The organism is Caballeronia zhejiangensis (assembly GCF_022879815.1).
Classification (GTDB): Bacteria; Pseudomonadota; Gammaproteobacteria; order Burkholderiales; family Burkholderiaceae; genus Caballeronia; species Caballeronia zhejiangensis.
This window is the reverse complement of sequence record NZ_CP084287.1, coordinates 273,682-292,485: the sequence shown is the minus strand read 5'-3', so window position 1 is coordinate 292,485 and position 18,804 is coordinate 273,682. Positions and strand designations below refer to the sequence as shown.

The window sequence follows — 18,804 nt, the reverse complement described above, 5'->3', positions numbered from 1 at the left end:
GCCAGCGCGGCGGCCACCAAAATCCACATGCGAACGCCGCGCGTCCAATCGGCTTGCGCCAAGGTTTCTAAAAAGCCCATTTCTCCCTCCGTCGCCTATGCAGGCCTGAACTATACGTTCCTATCTTGTCAGCATTCTCGCATTGTCAAGCGGTCGCGAAGAGCACCGACGCCCCCTTTCATCGCGGCGTCACCCGAAGTTCAGGTTTTCAGCCAGAAACGCGTAGTCGAAGTCCGGCTCACCGCCGCGGTCGGTTTTGCTCGGTGCAGCTGTAACGACCGCGTCGCCCGCGGATGTAACGATGGTTGGTCCGGCGATTGGCTGCCCGGTCGCAGCCGGCGCATCGCGCGTCCCCGGCTGGTGGCTGACCGAAACGCTGCCTCGCAGCGCATCTTCGGCAAGGCGCTTCAACAGCGCCGCACGCTTCCTCGGGTTGGAGATCGCAACCAGAGCATCGAACAGCGCGGGCGTCACTACTTCGCTGATTGTTACCTTGATCTCCAAAGCGCCTGTCATGCGGGCACTCCTTCCTTGCGCTTCTTATCGCGCAGCAGCGTTGCCTCGCCAGCAGCAAGGAACCCCTTGACGTTCGTGAAACACGGATCTGCCATATGGTCGATCCTCAAATGGGGGAAACGCGCTTGTATCTCGGACTTGTAGAGAGCCGCGCCCCCACCGGTAAGAACGATTGAGCGGATGTCCACGGTGTTTTTCACACCAGCTTGGATCGCTTTTACCGCCGCGTCTATGACCGTTTGCGCCCCAGGCAGGAACTCGCGAAGGTCGTAGTCGTTCCCGTTGAGCAGCAACGTGGACCCGGTGCGCAACGCCTTATCGATCCGCTCAATCCCCTGCGTGTCGATATGCAGTTTCTCCTTGATGACAGCCGCGATAGCCTCGTAATAGTGCGACGCGCCGCTGTGATGACCTCCGCTGCGCTCCTCGTCGATCGTGAGCCCCGTTGCCACTACCCAGTCCGTGGTGAAGTAGCCAACGTCAATAATGAGGTGCGGGTCCTCTTTGTCGAACTCGTGATAGCGCGAGAAGTTCACCAATGCACCCAGAGGCTGCGGCAGCACGATGACGCTCCCGACATCGAACTCGACTTCGCCGTATGCATTTTTGCCGGCGAAGGCACTGCGCAAATGCGCGACGTGGGTGTGGAAGTTCCGCATCGGCAGTCCGAGGACCAAGCGGTCGACCGATGCAATGTTGGCGAAATGAAACGCGCCTGCCAGCAATGCGGCATAGCTCGACGTCGTGCAGTAGTCGTCGTTCAGCGTCGCGCCCGCATCGCCGTTGCGCGAACTCAACAGGACGCCCGGGCCGACCTGATAGCGCTTACCTTCTACCTCCACGGCGATCGTCTTTGGCGTCGTGATCAATCCGGCGCTTTCCTTGGCGATCGTATGTGCTTTGTACGGCGGCGTCAGCGATGGGAACATAAACGTTGAGACGTCAGATCCATTGCGAAAGGCAACCTTGGTGTTGCCATAACCGACGTCGACAGCAAGGACGGGCGCATGTACTTTCATTGCGTTCATTCTCTCTCCAGAGCATTTCAATAGGCCACACTCATCTGCCCGTTATCTGACAGAAAAGTGGCAGATGGGCGGTGATGATGGCGTTCTCTCTACCAACGTCCGGATAACTGTCAGTTATCTCCACCTCAACGGTGAGAAGCAAGAGTGGGTGCCGGGCCTTGCTTCAATCTGTTAGTTATCTGGACGAATTCGGTGAGAAAAGTCCACGTCACACGCGTCCAACTCTACAGATCGGCACGGAAAGTCAAGGAAGCAAAAGCTCACTACATTTAGGCAGCTTTCGAAAAACGCGTTGTCTTCCGAGCGGCTAATATTCCAATCACCAACCGCGCGACCAGCGCATCGAACCTCCTCTACGGACCATCGAGGGGACCGCTTTGCCTAGCGAAATCCCCTCTGTCACAGGCCGCAAAATCATGCGGCCTTTTTCTGAATCAAATCAAACGCACCGTGAGCCAAGTTGAGGAACACGGACACGCGATATCCATTGGGTTTGCGGGCAGTTCAGCCCGAGAAAGCAAGTTGAGTCGAGGTGCGAGCGGACACGGACACAGTCTGCTGCTGCTAGCACCGACGCATTCAACGAGCATGGACGCATCCTTACAGCACACGAAGCTGGGTACGTTGCATGAGGCCCGACACACCGCGGCGGATTCAACGCGCTTGGGGATGGGGGAGCGAGCAAGCCAGAGAGGCGACTGCTCCCTGTACGGAAGACGAACGGTCGGCGCAACCGGAACAAAACAGCGCAAAAGCAATTACCGAGCAATTGGCCCCAGCGCATCAGTGCTAAGGCCGGCGCGGTAGCCGTAGCAGCGGCATAGCCGAGTCGCGCAGCGAAAAGCGCGCGACGGGACTGTCGGCAGTAGCGGGGAAAGCAATCAACGGCGAGAGGTTCCGCGAAGCGGGCCCGCGTTGATGTCTACCAGCAGCTAGTCGGCGGCGGTCAACACGCGAAGCGTGAGCCCGGCAGCACGCAGCAAAACGGACGGTCGATGCGCGTTTCTTCCACGTGCGGGGCTGATCGAATGGAATCGCTAAAGGCGAGGAAGGCTGGACCCGGCGGGGTTACGCGGCGCGCAGCGCGAAGAGACGAGGGGATAGGCTCCCTGCGGTCCTCGCCCGGCGACAACGGGGATCGGGCACATGTCAGTGTCCGCGTACCAAGCGCAAACCACGAGGAAACGATGCAGGAGCCGTTGGAGGTGTTCGTGCTTCGGAAGGCAGTAACGGGCTCATATGTTGTCGGCTCGTACCACCGCGTCTTGGGGCCAGTTTTCCTAGACGTATTTCGTTCGGTCGGACGGCATCATGGGCTGACGCTAGACCTGGACCACGCTCATCGCTTTGAGCGCAATGCGGTCGACATGGATGGGTTTCTAGCGAAGCTCGACAAATGTAATTACAAGTCCGACGGGCATGCCGGCGACTTCGCCTCCCTGTGCAATCAATCTTCCGTTACCCCTGAGAGCTTGGTTGCGTGGGCAAAAGCCACACCTTGGATAGAGGTTTTAGCGCCTGCGCCGCCGCTGTATTTGCGCGCATTCGGATCGGCCGTCGAGCGCGATTCGCCCTGGACGCCAGACGTTTCTCAAGCACTCCGCTTCAGTGCTCGAGAAATCCTGCTTGAGCCGTCGCTCAGGCGGGTCGAGCCGCACGGGCGTTTCGTCTCGCTGACGGCGGGTCATGCCACCACTACAAATTCGCAGAAATCCGCCCAGGAGCCGTGGGTCAATCATCCGCTTGAGGCAGACCTAGCGTGGTCCATGTGGCAGTTGTCCGTGCGATACGGCTTTGACGATGTGAATGCTCGACGAGCTGCGCTTAGGCATGCGGCGGCGGCCGGCTGGGAATCCGCGGCGGCAGGTGTGATTGAGATATCCGGCCACATTGCACGGTCGCCCGAGCTGCGCCAATCGTTCGAGACGGGACGGGCGCTCTACTACTCAACTAAACACTTGATCAAGAAAGCACAGGGGAATCGCTAATGTCGGTCACCGTAAACGTCCGCTCGGAACTTCGTCGCTACAACTTGCCAGAGGACTTCAAGGTTGCACTCGAACGGCTACTGGAGGACAACGTCGATCGCGTGCACAGCCGGACCCGCGTGAGCAACAAACCGCTGTCGTTGAAGACACAGGCATATAGGATTCAAAAGATCTGCCACGCGTTCGTAGAGCTGCGGGAGATCGGATACGCGTTGAAATCCCCATGGGCTTTGAAGCAGAAGCATGTCGAGGCGCTTGTTGATCTGTGGGTTAGTAAGAAGCAGACCGGAGGAACAATTGAGAACAAGCTGACCTATCTTCGCGCACTCGCCGAGTGGATGCACAAGCTAAACCTGATTGGTCCGTTGGAAAGTTATGTTGACCGTAAAGAGCATGGTCTCGTGCGCTCGTACATCGCCACCGAGGACAAGTCGTGGGACGGCAATGGAGTCGATCCGGTTGGGAAGATGGCGGAGATTGCACAGACCGACAAGTATGTCGCTGTCCAACTCCGCCTTCAGCTGACCTTCGGTTTGCGCGTCGAGGAAAGCTTCCTCCTGCGCCCTGTTGAGTCAGTCGGCGATGATGGGATGCTTCACGTCACACGGGGGACGAAAGGCGGTCGAAATCGGGTCGTTCCGATCGGCGACGGCCTGGACGTACTGAAGGAGGCGGCCGCCTTGACGAATCCGGTTTCCAAGACGACGATCCCACTCGGATATACAAAGCAGCAGTGGAAAGACCGGTTCTACAGAGTTCTCCGCAAGCACGGCGTACGCAAGAGTGCGCTCGGAATAACTGCTCATGGGCTACGTCATCAAAATTTTCACGCCATGTACGAAGCCCTGGCTGGGGTTAAAGCGCCCGTGAAGGGAACGGGCGAAATTGCGCCCAAGGCGCAACACGAGGAGGCCAGGCGTCAGGTGGTCGAAGCGGCAGGCCACAGCCGACCCTCGATTGCAAACGCGTATCTATCGACGCATAGGGTCCAGAAGAAAAAGGCGCCCGAGGTCACCGTCGATCAGGTCCGCGATGCCATCGCCATATTCAACGGCAACAAGAAGGCTGCCGCAAACTTTCTCCAGATTTCAAGGCAGAGCGTCTATCGAATTCTCGAGCGCAGCGGCAAGTGTGACAATGCATAAAGTGCCGGATTGTCACACCAAAAATATCCGAAATTTCCCTTTGTTTTCAAGATGTTGACCGAAAACGTCTCGCGCAAAGTGAATTATCACTGATAATGCCCCCGCGCTCAATCCCGCGCTTTCCGGTCAATTTAAGAGCCAATCCAGCGACCGGCTCGTCATAGCGTGATAGGTGAGAATGGCGGCCAAGGCGAGCACCACAGCGATCTGCGGTGCGAGCTTTGCGCGCAGGCGGTAAGCGGCGCGAAGGTAGTCGATTGGCGACATGTTGTTTCCCCTGGTGGCGGTTGCTGGCGCCGACTGGCCAGCACCAAACCAGTATGAAGGCACAAGCCAGAAGTCAAGTTACCAGCGATTGCGGTCCGGCAGATCGTCAACCGCGAGGTTCACGCTGTTCTCGAAACTGCCCTCATCACCGCCCGTTGCGGGAATGCGCGGAAATTGAATCGAGGCGATGCCGTCGATGTAGACGCGTTTAGCAAGTTGCTGGAGCTTCCGGTATCTAGCAGCATCGTTGAGCACTGTGTCGACAGGCCAGAAATCGCTCAAGGTGATTTTGCTGTCGACGATTTTCGCAGCGAGCATGGCGAAAATAGGGCCGCGTTTCTCCCAGTCGCCTTCTGTGCGTGCCAAGAGGTTGATTAGGAACGGCGCATCGAGGGCGCTGACTTCCTTCCTAATCAGCTTGAGCAGATCGCCTTCCTTAGCAACTGGACGTCGCGTCCGGGCGTTCCAGATCGCGCCGGCCTGCGCAAGGGCCGCGTGCCGGTCGTCGCCGATCGCGATCCAAGGCGTTTGCATGCCGCAGTCTTCGCAAAAGATGCAGCAAACCTTCTCTTGCGGGATCGCAAAGAGCGAGCGCGCTTCGAGGTCGTTTATCTGGGGAGCAGCTCGGTCGTCGGCGCTCAGATAGTCACTCGCGGGCGCCGACAGGCGCTTCAATAGCCGGTGCGAGTAGCCAAAGGCCCAATTTCCGCCGCAATGGTCGCAGGGGAAGAGCTCGTCAGTCATGGCAGCGTGGTCCGGGGCGTTCGCCGATCGTTGGCGAAAAGGGTGTGGGCGGGTGCATTATAGCGACGCTCGTTTACCGCCAAATTAGGAAACAGCCCCGAACTTTACAACACCTTACAGATTACGCGGCGACGCGATTGGCGGCGATCGCGTTGTAATCCTCGTGGCTGACCAAGCGAATGGGCCTCAAAGAAGGGGCGTCGAAAAGCAACCGATACGATCTGCCAACGGGGACTGACAGGAGCTTGCCGGCGGACGACTTCAGGAATTTGCCGTCGAGCGAGAAGGGATGGATGCCGTTGCTGACCTTCGCGAGGAGGTCGCGTGCCTCGCGCTGAACGGACGACAGATGGCGAACCATCGACAGGTCGATGGTGTCGTCGACTGTTGAACCCCTCTTTGCCGCGCGCTTTTGTTCCATCGCTAGGCGTTGCTCCGCTTTCTCTTTTTCTGCGTTGGCGCAGGTGTGGCAGAACTTCCCTTTGCCGGTGTGGCCGCATGCAAACGTCTGCTTCATGGTGCTGATGCTCTGTTGTTGCTGATAGCCTATTGAACCACCGATTGACGCTCGGTCAAGTCTCCGTTGAAGGCTCTTTCGGTGCGCTTTTCAGGTTATCGATGGCGTCGAGCGTTTTGGACAGCTCGAGAATCCGGGCATCAGCAAGAGCGAGACGATTGTTGAGGTGCTCGATCTGCGAGAGAGCGAGACCGTACTGCTCCGCGAGCATTGAAAGCGCGGAGAAGGCCGCCAGGGCCGCACCGCAGTCAGAGCAGGAGACGGTGCCGCCGTGTTTGTCCACGCGAATATGACGATGCGCGCAGTCATTGCCGTGACTGCGCGCATCGTTGGTAGAGAGACGCTTAAAAGGAAGGATGGTGCTCATTCAGGAGTCAGCGAGTACTCCGCGTCGCTAGGCGGACAACGGCCAATGTCGCCACCTAGGTTGTCGGGAAACAAAACCCGAGCAATTCTCGCATCTCGCCGATAGTGTCGCTCGACATTATCGAGATATTGCCGAAAGGCCGCGTCGTCGGAGAGACTCCCCTCGATTGAACAATGCGCGAGACGTAAATCGGTCGGCATCGACGCGTGTTGTTCAAGTGCACGGGCATGTCCGGCATCGGGCAGCCACCACCTGTTCCAACGAACAGTGAAGGCTAGCCAGCTACGCGCTGAGCTATCGATCTCTGCCCACGACGCTCGGAAATCGAGGATCGCGCCAAGAGTGCTGAAGAACACCATGCGCACTTCGTGGTCGTCGGCGGCCGCGACAACGATCTGCTTGCGCCGCTCATCGACCGGGTCGATTGAACTTGCCATTGCGAGCGCGGGGTAGCTCACCTGCCAGTCGGCGTCGCGAGCCGTCGCGTGTTTCAAAAAGAACGAGTTCGAGCTCACGTTTCGTGTTGGGAAGTTGAAGACTGGGTCAAGGTATCGCGGTGATGCCCGCTGTCAAGTCAAGCGGCGGCCGGCAGTCGTACCGACGCCAGTTCTGCTGGCGGTATCCACTCGACACAAGGCGTTGCGGTGCGCGCGTAGTGCGCCCGCTTTTCCTTCTTACGCTCAAGGTACTGCGGGTTGCCCTGCATGCCATAGACTTCGATCGCGGTGAGGGCCTTGGTGTCCGACAGTTGGAAGTCCGGAAGCAGTTCTTCGCCGGTCTCAAGTCTGAGCGGCTTGGTAAAGCGGCGGCGCTCCGCGACCAGCCGGTTGGCCATCGCGACTTCGTAGCTGGAGTCGCACGGTATGAAGCTGCTGTTGCAGAGCTGTAGAGCGATGTCGACGATTCTAAGGTTGCCTTCTTTGGTGCGCTCAATGACCGCTAACACCACGATCCGCGCGCTCGCGTCGCCGACCATGGCCCATGCAGATCGGAATGATGCGGCGGCCATCTCAATCAACTGCTTTGAGGCGAAGAAGGTGCGCTTCGTCTGGCGAAGTTTGACGACGAAGCCATATCTGGAAGAATCGACCGTGCGCAAGTCACCAAGCACCAAGCCGCGTTGCGACGCCGTGGGCGTCGTTTCAATCCGCCCGAGAAAGTCATCGAACTCCGCGACGATGGATGGAGCTTCGTTTTCGTCATAGCGACGCATGACATGCAGGACGCTCTGCATCGGCTTACCGTTGAGTTTGCCGTCTCCCAGTGCGGCGACGAGGTGAGCATTGCATTGCCCCCAACTGCGCGCAGAGGCACCCGTCCAGGTATGCAAATCCGCCTCGATCCAGAGACGCTGCAGGAAGCCGAGCAGCGGCGCTGCACGGCGCGTTCTGCCGGCGCCTGAATTGTTCGCGGACAGGCGGGGAGAGGTTTCGACTGTTTTGACGAATAGCGTGGCGTCGAGCTTGACGTTCAGACCCGTAGGCGTGTGCTGGATGGCGTGAGCGGCGTCGGACTTGCTCTTGCCGGTCGCAGCGGCCCCCGCATAGAAAGGACACTTCGAGTTGTGGTGCGGCCCTTCGTCGGGCCATCGCGCGAGATGAAAGAGCGCGCCGTAGCGACGAACTACGAGACGCAGCGGTTGGCCCGCACCCGCAGCGTTGCATTGGCATTGCGCATATCCCGGTGACTTTTTGGCACGCTCAAGCTGGCGCGCGTAGCGTGCCGGGCCGTTCTGAACGTCTTCAAGTGGAACGGTGAGACTGTCAAAGGAGACGTGAACCATGTCTTTCGGCCTCGCTCAGGGTGGAACACGCCTGGTGGCTGGGGACCTTGTGAACATGGGCGCGAGTGCCCATCAGATTGGCCATCTGGCGCACACTCAGGCAGAACTGCTCTGCGTGGAAAGTGCTGGGAAACTGCACGCCGACGGTCGACACAGCGCCAGGAGCGGCATAGTCACGAGAAAATACCGAGCCAGCGCCGATAAGTGCGTCAAGCCATGAGTCCGGGAATCCAGCGGCCGGCTCTGCATCTGCGCGTGCGCCTGCCGGGTCATCTCTGATGTCTTCGAAGCTAACAATGATTAGGTCCATCGTCCTTAGTCACGGGCAAAGAGGGGTCCGCGAGTTGCCTCAGTTGCGAATTGGTGCTTTCGCCAAAGCCTTGTCGCATAGGACGAGCGCGCCCATCGCCGCGACGAATCCCGTGTACACGAGTGCGATGAGCAGCGCGGTCAACCGCTTTTCGTTGCTTGCGAGCGCTTCGGCGCGAAGGCTCTGCGCCCTCGCGAGTTCGACACGCTGCGAATCGAGCGCGTCGTCGAACGACTGACGGTCGCGAAACCCATAGTTTTGAAGCACAGTCGCCTGCACGTTGGCCGGAACATGCTGAAGCGCATCAGAGACGCCTTGCATGCGCTCGACGAGGCCTGTGCTTGCAACGACCGGTACGGCTGTTCGCTCGAGTTTGAATCCGTGCACAACAAGGCCGATCGCCGCGACCGAGGTCGCGCACGAAGCGATGAGGACGGCAACAGTAGCTATGTGACTCAGTTTCATGTGCTCACGGAATCGGTGACGCGGGTAGCGCAGTTCACGATTCTCGCGATCGGCGATCCATTATCGAAGGAGAAAGCTGCGTCGTTTCGAGCGCCTTTTCGATTCGCTTTGTACACACGTAGTTGAGCCGGAATTTCTTGCCGGCAATTCGACCAGAAAGCTAGCGTTTTTAGGGGGTCTTTCGCCAAACGCGCTTCATCATGATGAAGCCCCCGGACCGTGACCTCTGGGAGAGGTGCGGGTGAATGTGCCCGGCGGTGACGTGTTATCCCCAGGGTTATCCAGAAAAACTGGGGATAACTGAAATCGGCTGGCTGGAGAGGCGCTATCAAAAGCTCGCCTTTCCCCGCAACGGGACGACGTCATGCAGGTATCGTTGAACCATCACCCGCGCGTCCTAGCGCATCGACTCTCGGCGACGCAATCATCGCCGCACACAAACTTCTACTCAAACCCGCAGGGGCATGTCCCCCTCGCGGGCGTGCGCCTGCTCATTCCATGGAGCAATCGCATGTACAAGCAGTTAATCGAGCAATTTAAGACGGCCCAAACCGCGGCAGCAGCAGCCTATGGCGCTGTCGTTCAAGCGGAACGCGAGGTCTTTGCTGACGGACTATCCGAATATTCGGCGATGGAAGTGCGGAGCGAATACAAAGGCGAGCGCGAGCTCAGCACGTTCTGCCGAAGGCTGCTCTCGCGGCTTGTGATGGAGGCGAGTCGCAAGTTCGCACCCGCCGGCGGCAGAATCGAAATCGACCAGAGTCGTGAACTCGACCGATGCGGCCTCGACGTCGACGAGGATTTGAGGAAGGGCAACGTCCCTGACTTGGACGGCTTCTGGCAACACCTCGAGCGAACGTTCGGCGGCGAAGCTGGCGAGCGAGTCGCATTCGAGCAGGCAGCGAAAGCCATCATCAACGGCTTCTGGCTCAAACCCGATACCGAAATCAAGCGCACCAGCAGCGCGGTGATTCTCGAAAAGCGCGTCACCTCACAGTCGTGCTTCCATTCGAAGGGGCAACGCGAGGTCTATTACTCCTCTCAGCAGGCGGTCGCCACAACCTTCGACGGACTCGCAACCTTCGCGAAAAAGCATCAGTTCGGCGCGCTGGCGATGCAACTGCGCAACTTCAGCGTCCACCGACTGACGTTCTCGACCCGAGAGAAGCTGTCGTTCACTGGTTTGGAGATCGTGCTGTTCAACGACAAGTGGCAGTTCAAGTTCGCTCACGACGTGGGCGACGCGTTGTCCCTCTTCATTAGTGAGTTCGGCGCCACGTACCTCGCCTCGCGCGACCGGTACTAAGGCGGCCACCGTTCCATCCTTTCGACCCGCTTCGGCGGGTCTTTTCTTTTCTAGAGGCAATTCATGCAGAGAGATCTGTTTTCGTTTGAGCGGGACTGGTACGAGCCGTTGCGTGCGATCAGAAGTTTGGGATCGCAGGCACCGTCGGTCGCCCATCAGGGCGAGCTGGCAGCGGCACGGCGTCAGCACCTCGGCCAGTTCTTCACGCCGGACGCCATTGCGGCGTTCATGTGGAGCTTCATCAGCGGCTGGAAAGTCAATCGGCTTATCCGGATCTTGGATAACTCGGTCGGCTCGGGCCGGCTGCTTCAGTACGCAGACCCGGAACGCCATGCCGTGTACGGCGTCGACGTCCACGCCGATGTCATCCAGCAGTGCCAAAAGGTGTTCGAGGACGCGGGGTTTAATTGCGAGTTCCGGCAGGCTGGCATGGAGGACATCCATCCGGCGCGCTTCGATATCGCACTCATCAATCCGCCGTTCTCGATGCATCTTGAGTCGCCGCATCTGCAGACGCTGGAATGCACCACGTGGGGCCGGTATGGCGCGCACACCAGCGCGTTGAGCCACGACTACGCCGTGCATCAGGCGCTGGAGGCGGCGAACATCGTCGTCGCGCTCCTGCCGATCACCACCGCCGAGTCGATGATCGCTGGCGAGCAGGGCGACCGCTTGAAGCGCCGCGCGGCTGGCCTGTTCGAACTTCCAGCGGACGCGTTCAAGCTCGAAGGCGCGAACGTGCGCACGGCCGTGGTGGTGTTCGACCGTTATCGCGATCGTCCCTCGGACTTCGTGCGTGCGTTGGTTGACGATCTGGCCAAGCCAGGCCCAGACCTCCGGCTGCACTTCGAGGATCGATCCTTCGGGGAAGCTCGGCTGCGGCTGCAGAAGCTCGATGACAGCGTGCCGTTCATCACGCGGGCGGTCACCGGCGACAAGTCTGTCAAGGTCTCGCACGATGGCCGGCGCATTCGCTTGTCGTTCGCATGCGGTTTCAACGAAGCGATGGTGCTCAACGCGGTTCTCGTGAAGCGCATTTACTCGCGCGACGGCCACCGGCTGCCGCGTGGATTCCGTTACTCCGGGCAAGGCTTGCTGGATATGGAAACGTATCTGGTGCAAGACGATCCGGTTGCGGCCTTTGGTCAATTGCTTGATCGAATCCGCAGCGTCGGTGGCGAGCCGCAACTCGCGCCCGGCTTCATGGAGCACTTCAGCAGACGCATGCGTCGCAGCGTACGACAGGCGATACCGCTGCGGCACGTGGCGTGGACAACTGGCGCTGGATCGCGAGATCAGGTGTCGGGCATCGCGAAAGAGACCCACAAGGTCGATGCGACCCGCTGGGCCAGTCCGCTCATCAAGGCGGGCGACGAAGTCCACTTCGATCGCGAAGCCGACGGACGGTACCGATACGCGCTGCAGGACGTTTGGTATCACCTGTCGGTCGACGAGCTCAACGCGCGGTTCGCGGTCGAGAACGTCAGCGAGGGATGGGAGGTGGTGCACGAAGGTCTGTGCGCGCGCTTTCCTGACCAAGCAGCGGCGCTGCGCTCGCGCGTGAAGGCGCTCGGCGTCGATCAGTGGCTCGATTGGGAGTTTCAGGTCGACGATTTGATCGAAACGCTGTTGAAGCCGACTGGATGCATCGTCGCGTGGGAGCAGGGTTGCGGCAAGTCCCGGCTCGCGTTGGCGCTGATCCTCGTCTCCGGTGTGAAGCACGGCCTCATCGTCGTTGAGTCCCGGCTCATCGAGGAGATGTTGAAGGAGATTGCCCAGTTGCCGATCGCGGCCGATCAGGTGAAGGTAATCGAATCGGCGGCTGATCTTGGCGACCTCCGGCGAATCAACCTCATCTCGTATGAGCGCCTGCGTATGCCGGTGGACAAAGCCGCTTCTGCGCGCGTGACGTATGCGCATCGGCTTCGTCGTCGCATCGGCCTGCTGGTGGCTGACGAAGGCGAGCGCCTCGCCAATCCGACAAGTGATCAGAGCCGCGCGCTTTGGCAGCTGTCGGCGCGGCGGCGTTTTGTCCTCACTGGCAGTCCGATTCCCAACTATCCGAGAGATGCGTTCGGTTTGATCGCGTTCTCCGGTGGCGACGGAACGGCGGCTCAGCCGTATGGCTATCGCGTGGGTTATCTCGAGCAGAACTGGATCAATTCGGTGGAGTACGCGATGCGCGGCGTCGATCGATTCAGGGATGACTTTGTGGTGCTGGAGTGGGTGACGTGGCAGTTCGCGGAGAGCCTGCAGGATGGGGCGAAACGCGAGGTGCCGAAGATCGGCAATTTGCATCTGTACCGGGCGATGCTTGCGCCGCACATCAAGCGGCGACTGGTCGCAGAGCCTGAAGTCTCGCGTTACATCCAAATCGAGCCACCCGAATTTGGGGTGGAAACGGTCGACTGGGATCGCGGGCATCTGGCCGCATACCTGCGCGCTGCGGACGAGTTCGCGGATTGGTATCGCTCATCGCGCGATGACAAGAAAGCGTGCAACCTGGTGACGATCCTCGCCCGTATCCGTGCTGTTCACTTCTCTGCCAACTACCCGCAGTTCGGGATGGAGGGCGTGGAGTACATCGGTGGGCTTACGAGCAAGCAACGCGCGATCGTGGCCCGTATGAAGGCGATCGCGGCGGAAGGCAAGCAAGCAATCGTGTTCGCCGAAAACCCGGGCGTGCTTGATCTTCTTGCGCGCGAGCTGGATACGCATGGTGTGCAGACGGTCCCGTTTCATGGCGAGATCCCGATCAAGCGTCGCGTGGCCGATAAGGACAAGCGCTTCTTGGGCGGACTGGCCACCGGACTGATGGCTACCAAGGCATCGGGCCGCGCCGGCTACAACCTGCCGAACGCCGACTACATCCTCTTCTATGACCGCTCGTGGACGTGGCGCATTGAGTATCAAGCGATGCGGCGCGCGCTGCGATGGAACCGGAAGGGCGTGTTGAAGGTGCTGTATTTCCACTTGCCGGGCAGCATCGACGAGTATCAGGACCAAATGGTCGCGCACAAGCGTGATGCGACGCAGGCGGGGCTGGACTGGGCGACGCCGGAACTAGACGACGAGACTTTTTTGCACATGGATTCGTTGTTGGATCGCTTCGTCGACGACCTTGCATTGCTGTCGGCGGAAACGTCCGGTGACATGCGCAAACTTTTGAAGGAGGCAGCGTAAATGCCCAAAGACTCGAACGTGTATGTGGTGGTCGGGGAGGGCGTCGTCACGGTTAAACGTGAAGGCTCCAATCGCGCAGTGCTGGCGAAAGTCCTCGGCAAGGTGCAAGTCGATGGCTTCGAGGTGCTGTGCCTCGACCGCCTCGTCCATGAAAGCCATGAGCAGCAGTTTGGCGAGTGGACTTTGGCGGGGGCAGTCACGACTTTGTTGTCTCGATCGATGCTGCCCGCGGGTGGCGCGGCGGCATAAGAGCTAGCGGCATCCTCCGATGCCGCTCATCCCAACCCTTAATCACAACCCGGCTTCCCAGCCGGGTTTTTTTTATCCTTCACCCGAAATCGAATGACGGGTCGGCCACGCGTCGGGCGGTTTTCGCCATCGCGAGCCCGAGTGTTCGTTGCGCCGCATCATTTGGCCCTTGGAGCCAATACGCTCCGTTCGCGGTCTGGTGTCCCCCGTTTATGCGCCGATCGTCTTGGGCGCCGGCGTTCTGCCGGCGCACTTTTTCACTCATGGCATGATGCGGACAGGCGCGAAATCGAGCGTCCATTTACGCAACACAATGCAATGAGTAATTCGCCAATACCCAGCACCCAATCCATCGCCTTCACCGTCCCGACGCATTTAGCCGAAGCACTCCGAGAGACCGTTGAAGGCTTCCTCGCTAAAGCCGCGGGTGGAGAGACGCCCGCGCAGCGAGCGGCTGAGATACGCGCCCAAGATCGCGACGCGAGCCTGGATTCGCTCGCCCATCTCGTTGAGGTGGCGGAGGGCAGTTCAAGGCAGGCGCGAGTGGTCGCTCAGTTCCTTGCTGGGCTCTACAACGGCGACGACTTTCCCGTCAGTCTCCCGGACTTTCGACGGCTCGATGACGATCTGCTGGAGCACTGCCTGCAGGTGCTCCGGCTTGACCATCGGCACGCCACCGAAGTCCACCGTTACTTTCCGAATGGGGAAACGCGCTGGCAGGCAATGATCAGACGGTGGGGACTTGCTGACGAGCCGGCGAACACGCCGCTGCCCGAAGATGACGTCGTGCATTCCTGCCAGTACGACAGCAAGCTCGATGCGCCGGGGTACCGCGACGTGACGTTGGTCGTAAAAGTTGCGGTTGGCGTCGACGAGATTCGCTCACTCAGCCTCGCGCTTTCGGCGGCCGATTCGGAGCGGCTCGCGGCGGACCTCGTTTCGGTCCATCGCCTCGCGTGGACGCGGGGCAAGCCGCTGGATGCAGACGAGAATGAGCCGCGACCGGCCTGGCTATGAAAGACAGCATGAAATCGTGAGCTTTTGCAGGGCGCGCTGGCAAAGTAAACCGCTATCGTTGCTCCATTACCCGCGTCATTGACGCATCGACCCCGCGCTGACTTTGGTCAGCCCACGTTGTTCAACCCTTTGGGAACCACTCCCAAAGGGGGCAGGTTCCCTCTTAGGAGCCCTGCCATGCAACAGCAACCTACTCTCGCCCTCAAGCAAATTCAGGTCAGCGTCAATCCCCGCAAGTACTTCGATGCGGCGGAGATGGAAGAGTTGACCGCGTCTGTGCGCGAAAAGGGCGTCATTCAGCCCGTCATCGTGCGCACGCTCGCCGACGGTGGCTTCAGCCTCGTCGCTGGCGGCCGCAGATACAAGGCGGCGCTCGCCGCACACGGCGAGGACTATGAGATCCCCGTCGTCGTTCGCGACATCGATGAAGTCGAAGCGAAGCAGCTCGCCATCATCGAGAACATCCAGCGAGCAGACATGTCGCCCGCCGAAGAAGCCATTGCCGCAGCCGAGCAAGTCGGGCTGTGCAAGGGCGATCGCGACGAAGTCGCGCGCATCTTCGGTTGGTCGCGTGCGACGCTGGATAAGCGCCTCGCGCTGATGAACTGCAGCACGCCCGTGCTCGATGCGCTCAGCACCCGCCAAATCCTCCTCGGTCACGCCGAGCTGCTGGCTGCGCTCCCCAAGGAGACGCAGGACAAGCTGCTGCCGGTGATCATCAAGGAAGGCAAGGCGGTGGCGGAGGTCAAGAAAACCATCGAACAGGTCGCCTGTTCGTTGGCTGCCGCGATCTTCGACAAGGCCGACTGCGCCGGATGCCCGCACAACTCGTCCACGCAGGGCGAGATGTTTGGTGAGTCCATCGGTACGGGAAACTGTACGAACCGCACCTGCTACAACGAAAAGACCGAAAAGATGCTCGAAGCGACGGCCACCGGCCTGCGCGACGAATATCCGGTCGTGCGCATCGTGCGTGCTGGCGACAACCACACGCGCGTGCAACTCGCAGTCGATGGCCCCAAAGGCGTCGGCGAGGAGCAGGCGAAGGCGTGTCATGCGTGCCAGAACTATGGCGCGGCGGTGAGCGGTCTGCCTGATTCGATCGGCAAGGTCTATCGCGGCCAGTGCTTCGACACCGTCTGCAACATGAAGAAGGTGGCGGCGCAACTGCAAGCGGTCAAGGCCGCGACGCAGCCGAAGCCTGAAGCAGCCAAGGCGGGCGCGAAAGCGTCGCCTGCAGCAGCGAAGGGAGCGGCCGGTTCGTCCGCGGCATCGACGACAAGCAATCCGCCGGCGACGGTGGTGGCTGAGTCGGATCGGATCAAAGCGTATCGCGTGGCGTTGTGGCGTAAAGCCCTGCGCCGCGAGGTGGGAGCCGATCCCGCGCTCGCTCAGCGATACCTCGTTGCGATCGCACTGTCCGACCAGATGCGCTGCGTCGATCAGAAGACGCTCTCGGGCATCTGGGAAAAGCTCACCGAGGAGCAGGTCGCGTCCGGGGACGTATCGAAAGCGGCTGCCTCGACGGCGGCCGCTGACGACGCAAAGCTCGCGCACGCCGTCACCGGTGTGACGGTCGCCGCGATTCAAGGCCTCGACGTCCAGCACCTCACGCGTCTGTGCAAGCACCATCACCTCGATCTCGCGAAGCACTGGAAGCTCTGCAAGGAGTTTCTGGAACTGATCACGAAGTCGGAAATGATGGTGGTCGCTGACGAGTTGGGCATTCGTGCCGCGCTCGGCGACAACTTCAAGAAAGTCTTCGGCAAGTCCAAGTCCGAGGTCATCGACGCGCTTTTGGCGGTCGAAGGCTTCGACTACGCGGGCAAGATCCCGAAGGTGCTCAAGTTCTAACGCGCGGCTCGCCCGTGCCTCGATCGTAGTTTCCATCCCTTTATAGACCGCCATTCCTTTGGATGGCGGTCTTTTTCCTTTCTCAGGAGTTTTCCATGTTTGCAGCTATTGAACCGCTTCTACGTCACTGCACGAAGCTCACGTTGTCCTTGCAGATGAAGGGCGACGAGATGATCGTCTGTGTCATGCCGCAAGGCACGGCAAAAGACGCCGCCATGCTTCAGCCGCTCGCGCTCACCGCGATGGCGGCCGAACTCGACGCGGGCTTCGTCGACGCGCTCGCGGCCTATACGGGCGCGCACGCGTCGCTCGCCGAGCAGGTTGCTGCGACAACCGCCATCCTCGAAGCCGCCAAGACGACGCAAGTCTCCAAAGCGACCAAGACGCTGGCTAAGGGCGGCAGCAAGCCTGCATTGCCGGCGCCCGGCAGATCGAGTACCGATGCGGACAACGATGATGACGACGCAAGCGACGACGCTGAAGGGCAGAGCACCGCCCCGACCGCATCGAGCGCAGCGGAAGCATCGGCGGAACCGGCTAACACCGGGACCAACCTCGCATCGCTTTTCGACTAAGGAGCAGACATGGCTATCCAAGTTGCGAAGCTCACGCGCGAGTTCGTCTACAACGGCGTGACGTTCCCCGATCCGGGGCCGACCTTCTCGCCCGACGATGTCCGCGATCTTTACTCCGCGCAGTATCCGGAGCTGACGACGGCGGCGATCGACGGGCCGACGACGGAAGGTGAAGTGATGCGCTTCACGTTCGTGCGGGCGGCCGGTGCCAAGGGTGCAGTCTTGCCCTGCAGCGCCCATGCGTAAGCGCGACCTCCTTAAAGCCTTGTCCGACCCGGACCTGGCGCTTTCCCATCAGCAACCGCCCGGAAGGGCGGTTTTTTTTCATGACAAGGAGATCGAGCAATGTTCTTCGATCCTCGCCCGTCTGGTGCAGAAGTCGCTGTCTCGGGAGAGCCTTGGCAACCGCGACGCGCTCCCGCTGCCGGACGTCGAACTCCCAATGATTTTTTAACCCTGCCGGCCATCGGCTCGGACGTGAAAACGCGCGCAGTGATGCGTTGGCAAGCCGAAAAGGATGTCGCCGGTCTCATCTCCGCCCAGTTCAACTCGGGCGTGTTGCGACCGCGCGATGTACCGGAGTTCAAAGGCGCTGGTGATGCGCTGGCTCACGGCTTTTTCGCGTGGGCGAAGCGTCATACGCCGCGTCTAGACTGCCTCGGCTTCGACTTCGTGCTGTGCGACGTGCAGGCGGTGCAAGACGTTGTCCAGTATCAGGAGGACAGCAGCGAGTTCAATCCGACCTCGTCCGTTTATCTCGGCATCGAGATAACGGAGGAGAGCATCTTCGAGATCGGCAGACGTGCCGCCGAGCTTCGCAATGTTCATCCGCGGTTGGTGTCGACAGCGATGGTGCTGATCAATCGTGCAGCCGGACGCACGATGTGGATTCGGACCCCGGACGAGTTCCTTGGGGAATTCGCTTCCTGGTTCTGGGATGGCGACTCGAACGCAACCGATGAGGAAGCGCGCGAGATGCTGACGGACCGGTTCGGCGACGACGAAGCGGAGATCGAGCATTACCTCCCTTCCGTTGTACGTCCGCAGCTTTGTCCCGACGACATGGACGTCTACCGCTGGAACGCAAAGAGCCGACGCTATCTGCCTCAACGGGCGCTTGGCGTCGCGGCCCTTAGGCGGCTTCAGCGCTTTACCTCCGGGCGCACGCGTCGCATCTGCGCGGAGCTTGAAAAGCTCTCGCTGATGCTGCAGCGGGTGGGTAATCGCGACCTCTTTGGTTGCGAGTATCGGCCCCGGTGCGCGTATGCAGCAGCCACGCTCACGGTGCAGAACGACGGCCGCGTGGGTGAAGTACTCGATTCGCACTACGAGTACCTCGCCAGCGCCGGCGACGGCACGACCTACCTCGGCTTTACGCCGCTTGCCTCAACGCCTGACGCCATCCGTAAGCAGTACGCGGACTGGTCGCAGGGCTTATCCATTCTTGGCCAACTCGACCGCGTCATCGCGTGTCTCGCGGCATAACGAGG

At 60.3% G+C, this 18,804-nt stretch carries 20 protein-coding genes; 11 read left to right on the top strand and 9 right to left on the bottom strand.

Annotation, left to right across the window (positions count from 1 at the left end):
- Positions 1–189: 189 nt before the first annotated feature.
- Together LDZ23_RS31055 and LDZ23_RS31050 are read right to left on the bottom strand one after the other, a co-directional pair.
- Positions 190–516, bottom strand: a complete 327-nt coding sequence (locus LDZ23_RS31055) for a hypothetical protein (protein ID WP_244808814.1) — start codon at positions 514–516, stop codon at positions 190–192.
- Entirely contained in the window at positions 513–1,544 is a 1,032-nt protein-coding gene (locus tag LDZ23_RS31050) for a PRTRC system protein D (protein ID WP_244808813.1), read from the bottom strand. Before LDZ23_RS31050 ends, LDZ23_RS31055 begins: the two co-directional genes overlap by 4 nt.
- Positions 1,545–2,731: 1,187 nt before the next feature.
- On the opposite strand from LDZ23_RS31050, the gene LDZ23_RS31045 reads away from it, so the two are divergent.
- On the top strand, positions 2,732–3,532 hold the full coding sequence (locus LDZ23_RS31045) for a hypothetical protein (RefSeq protein WP_244808812.1): 801 nt from the start codon (positions 2,732–2,734) through the stop codon (positions 3,530–3,532).
- A complete protein-coding gene (locus LDZ23_RS31040; RefSeq protein ID WP_244808811.1) occupies positions 3,532–4,677 on the top strand; it encodes an integrase domain-containing protein in 1,146 nt (381 codons plus the stop codon). The genes LDZ23_RS31045 and LDZ23_RS31040 overlap by 1 nt, the downstream gene beginning before the upstream one ends.
- 126 nt (positions 4,678–4,803) lie before the next feature.
- Here the strand turns inward: LDZ23_RS31040 and LDZ23_RS31035 are convergent, their stop codons facing one another.
- The 7 genes from LDZ23_RS31035 to LDZ23_RS31005 all read right to left on the bottom strand — a co-directional run bounded on the left by LDZ23_RS31035 (position 4,804) and on the right by LDZ23_RS31005 (position 8,932).
- Positions 4,804–4,944, bottom strand: a complete 141-nt coding sequence (locus LDZ23_RS31035) for a hypothetical protein (protein WP_244808810.1) — start codon at positions 4,942–4,944, stop codon at positions 4,804–4,806.
- A 78-nt stretch (positions 4,945–5,022) separates the two neighbouring features.
- Complete coding sequence (locus LDZ23_RS31030; protein WP_244808809.1) at positions 5,023–5,688, bottom strand: Lar family restriction alleviation protein; 666 nt, start codon at positions 5,686–5,688, stop codon at positions 5,023–5,025.
- 121 nt (positions 5,689–5,809) lie between these two features.
- Complete coding sequence (locus LDZ23_RS31025; protein WP_244808808.1) at positions 5,810–6,205, bottom strand: DUF7682 family zinc-binding protein; 396 nt, start codon at positions 6,203–6,205, stop codon at positions 5,810–5,812.
- A gap of 55 nt (positions 6,206–6,260) precedes the next feature.
- Complete coding sequence (locus LDZ23_RS31020; RefSeq protein ID WP_244808807.1) at positions 6,261–6,572, bottom strand: prefoldin domain-containing protein; 312 nt, start codon at positions 6,570–6,572, stop codon at positions 6,261–6,263.
- Positions 6,569–7,087: a hypothetical protein gene (locus tag LDZ23_RS31015; protein WP_244808806.1), complete on the bottom strand. Its 519-nt coding sequence runs from the start codon at positions 7,085–7,087 to the stop codon at positions 6,569–6,571. The genes LDZ23_RS31020 and LDZ23_RS31015 overlap by 4 nt, the downstream gene beginning before the upstream one ends.
- A 59-nt stretch (positions 7,088–7,146) precedes the next feature.
- The gene (locus LDZ23_RS31010) at positions 7,147–8,355 is read right to left on the bottom strand and encodes a DUF1173 family protein (protein WP_244808805.1); all 1,209 of its coding nucleotides are present in this window, start codon (positions 8,353–8,355) and stop codon (positions 7,147–7,149) included.
- Positions 8,356–8,704: 349 nt separating this feature from the next.
- On the bottom strand, positions 8,705–8,932 hold the full coding sequence (locus tag LDZ23_RS31005; RefSeq protein WP_244808804.1) for a hypothetical protein: 228 nt from the start codon (positions 8,930–8,932) through the stop codon (positions 8,705–8,707).
- 24 nt (positions 8,933–8,956) lie between these two features.
- Between LDZ23_RS31005 and LDZ23_RS31000 the strand changes: the two genes are divergently transcribed.
- The 9 genes from LDZ23_RS31000 (at position 8,957) to LDZ23_RS30960 (ending at position 18,799) form a co-directional block, all read left to right on the top strand.
- Positions 8,957–9,256, top strand: coding sequence for a hypothetical protein (locus tag LDZ23_RS31000; protein WP_244808803.1), 300 nt, complete (start codon positions 8,957–8,959; stop codon positions 9,254–9,256).
- 385 nt (positions 9,257–9,641) lie between these two features.
- Positions 9,642–10,436, top strand: coding sequence for a hypothetical protein (locus tag LDZ23_RS30995; RefSeq protein WP_244808802.1), 795 nt, complete (start codon positions 9,642–9,644; stop codon positions 10,434–10,436).
- Between the two features lie 63 nt (positions 10,437–10,499).
- Positions 10,500–13,619 carry an SNF2-related protein gene (locus tag LDZ23_RS30990; RefSeq protein ID WP_244808801.1) on the top strand — a complete coding sequence of 1,040 codons (3,120 nt, stop codon included), beginning with the start codon at positions 10,500–10,502 and terminating at the stop codon, positions 13,617–13,619.
- Entirely contained in the window at positions 13,620–13,868 is a 249-nt protein-coding gene (locus LDZ23_RS30985) for a hypothetical protein (protein WP_244808800.1), read from the top strand.
- 318 nt (positions 13,869–14,186) lie between these two features.
- A complete protein-coding gene (locus LDZ23_RS30980) occupies positions 14,187–14,885 on the top strand; it encodes a DUF7673 family protein (RefSeq protein ID WP_244808799.1) in 699 nt (232 codons plus the stop codon).
- 177 nt (positions 14,886–15,062) lie between these two features.
- Positions 15,063–16,739 carry a PRTRC system ParB family protein gene (locus LDZ23_RS30975; protein WP_244808798.1) on the top strand — a complete coding sequence of 559 codons (1,677 nt, stop codon included), beginning with the start codon at positions 15,063–15,065 and terminating at the stop codon, positions 16,737–16,739.
- A 95-nt stretch (positions 16,740–16,834) separates the two neighbouring features.
- Positions 16,835–17,314 (top strand): PRTRC system protein E, encoded by a 480-nt coding sequence (locus LDZ23_RS30970; RefSeq protein WP_244808797.1) that lies wholly within the window; start codon positions 16,835–16,837, stop codon positions 17,312–17,314.
- Between the two features lie 9 nt (positions 17,315–17,323).
- Positions 17,324–17,560, top strand: a complete 237-nt coding sequence (locus LDZ23_RS30965) for a PRTRC system protein C (protein ID WP_244808796.1) — start codon at positions 17,324–17,326, stop codon at positions 17,558–17,560.
- Between the two features lie 99 nt (positions 17,561–17,659).
- Positions 17,660–18,799, top strand: a complete 1,140-nt coding sequence (locus LDZ23_RS30960; protein WP_244808795.1) for a PRTRC system protein F — start codon at positions 17,660–17,662, stop codon at positions 18,797–18,799.
- Positions 18,800–18,804 lie beyond the last annotated feature (5 nt).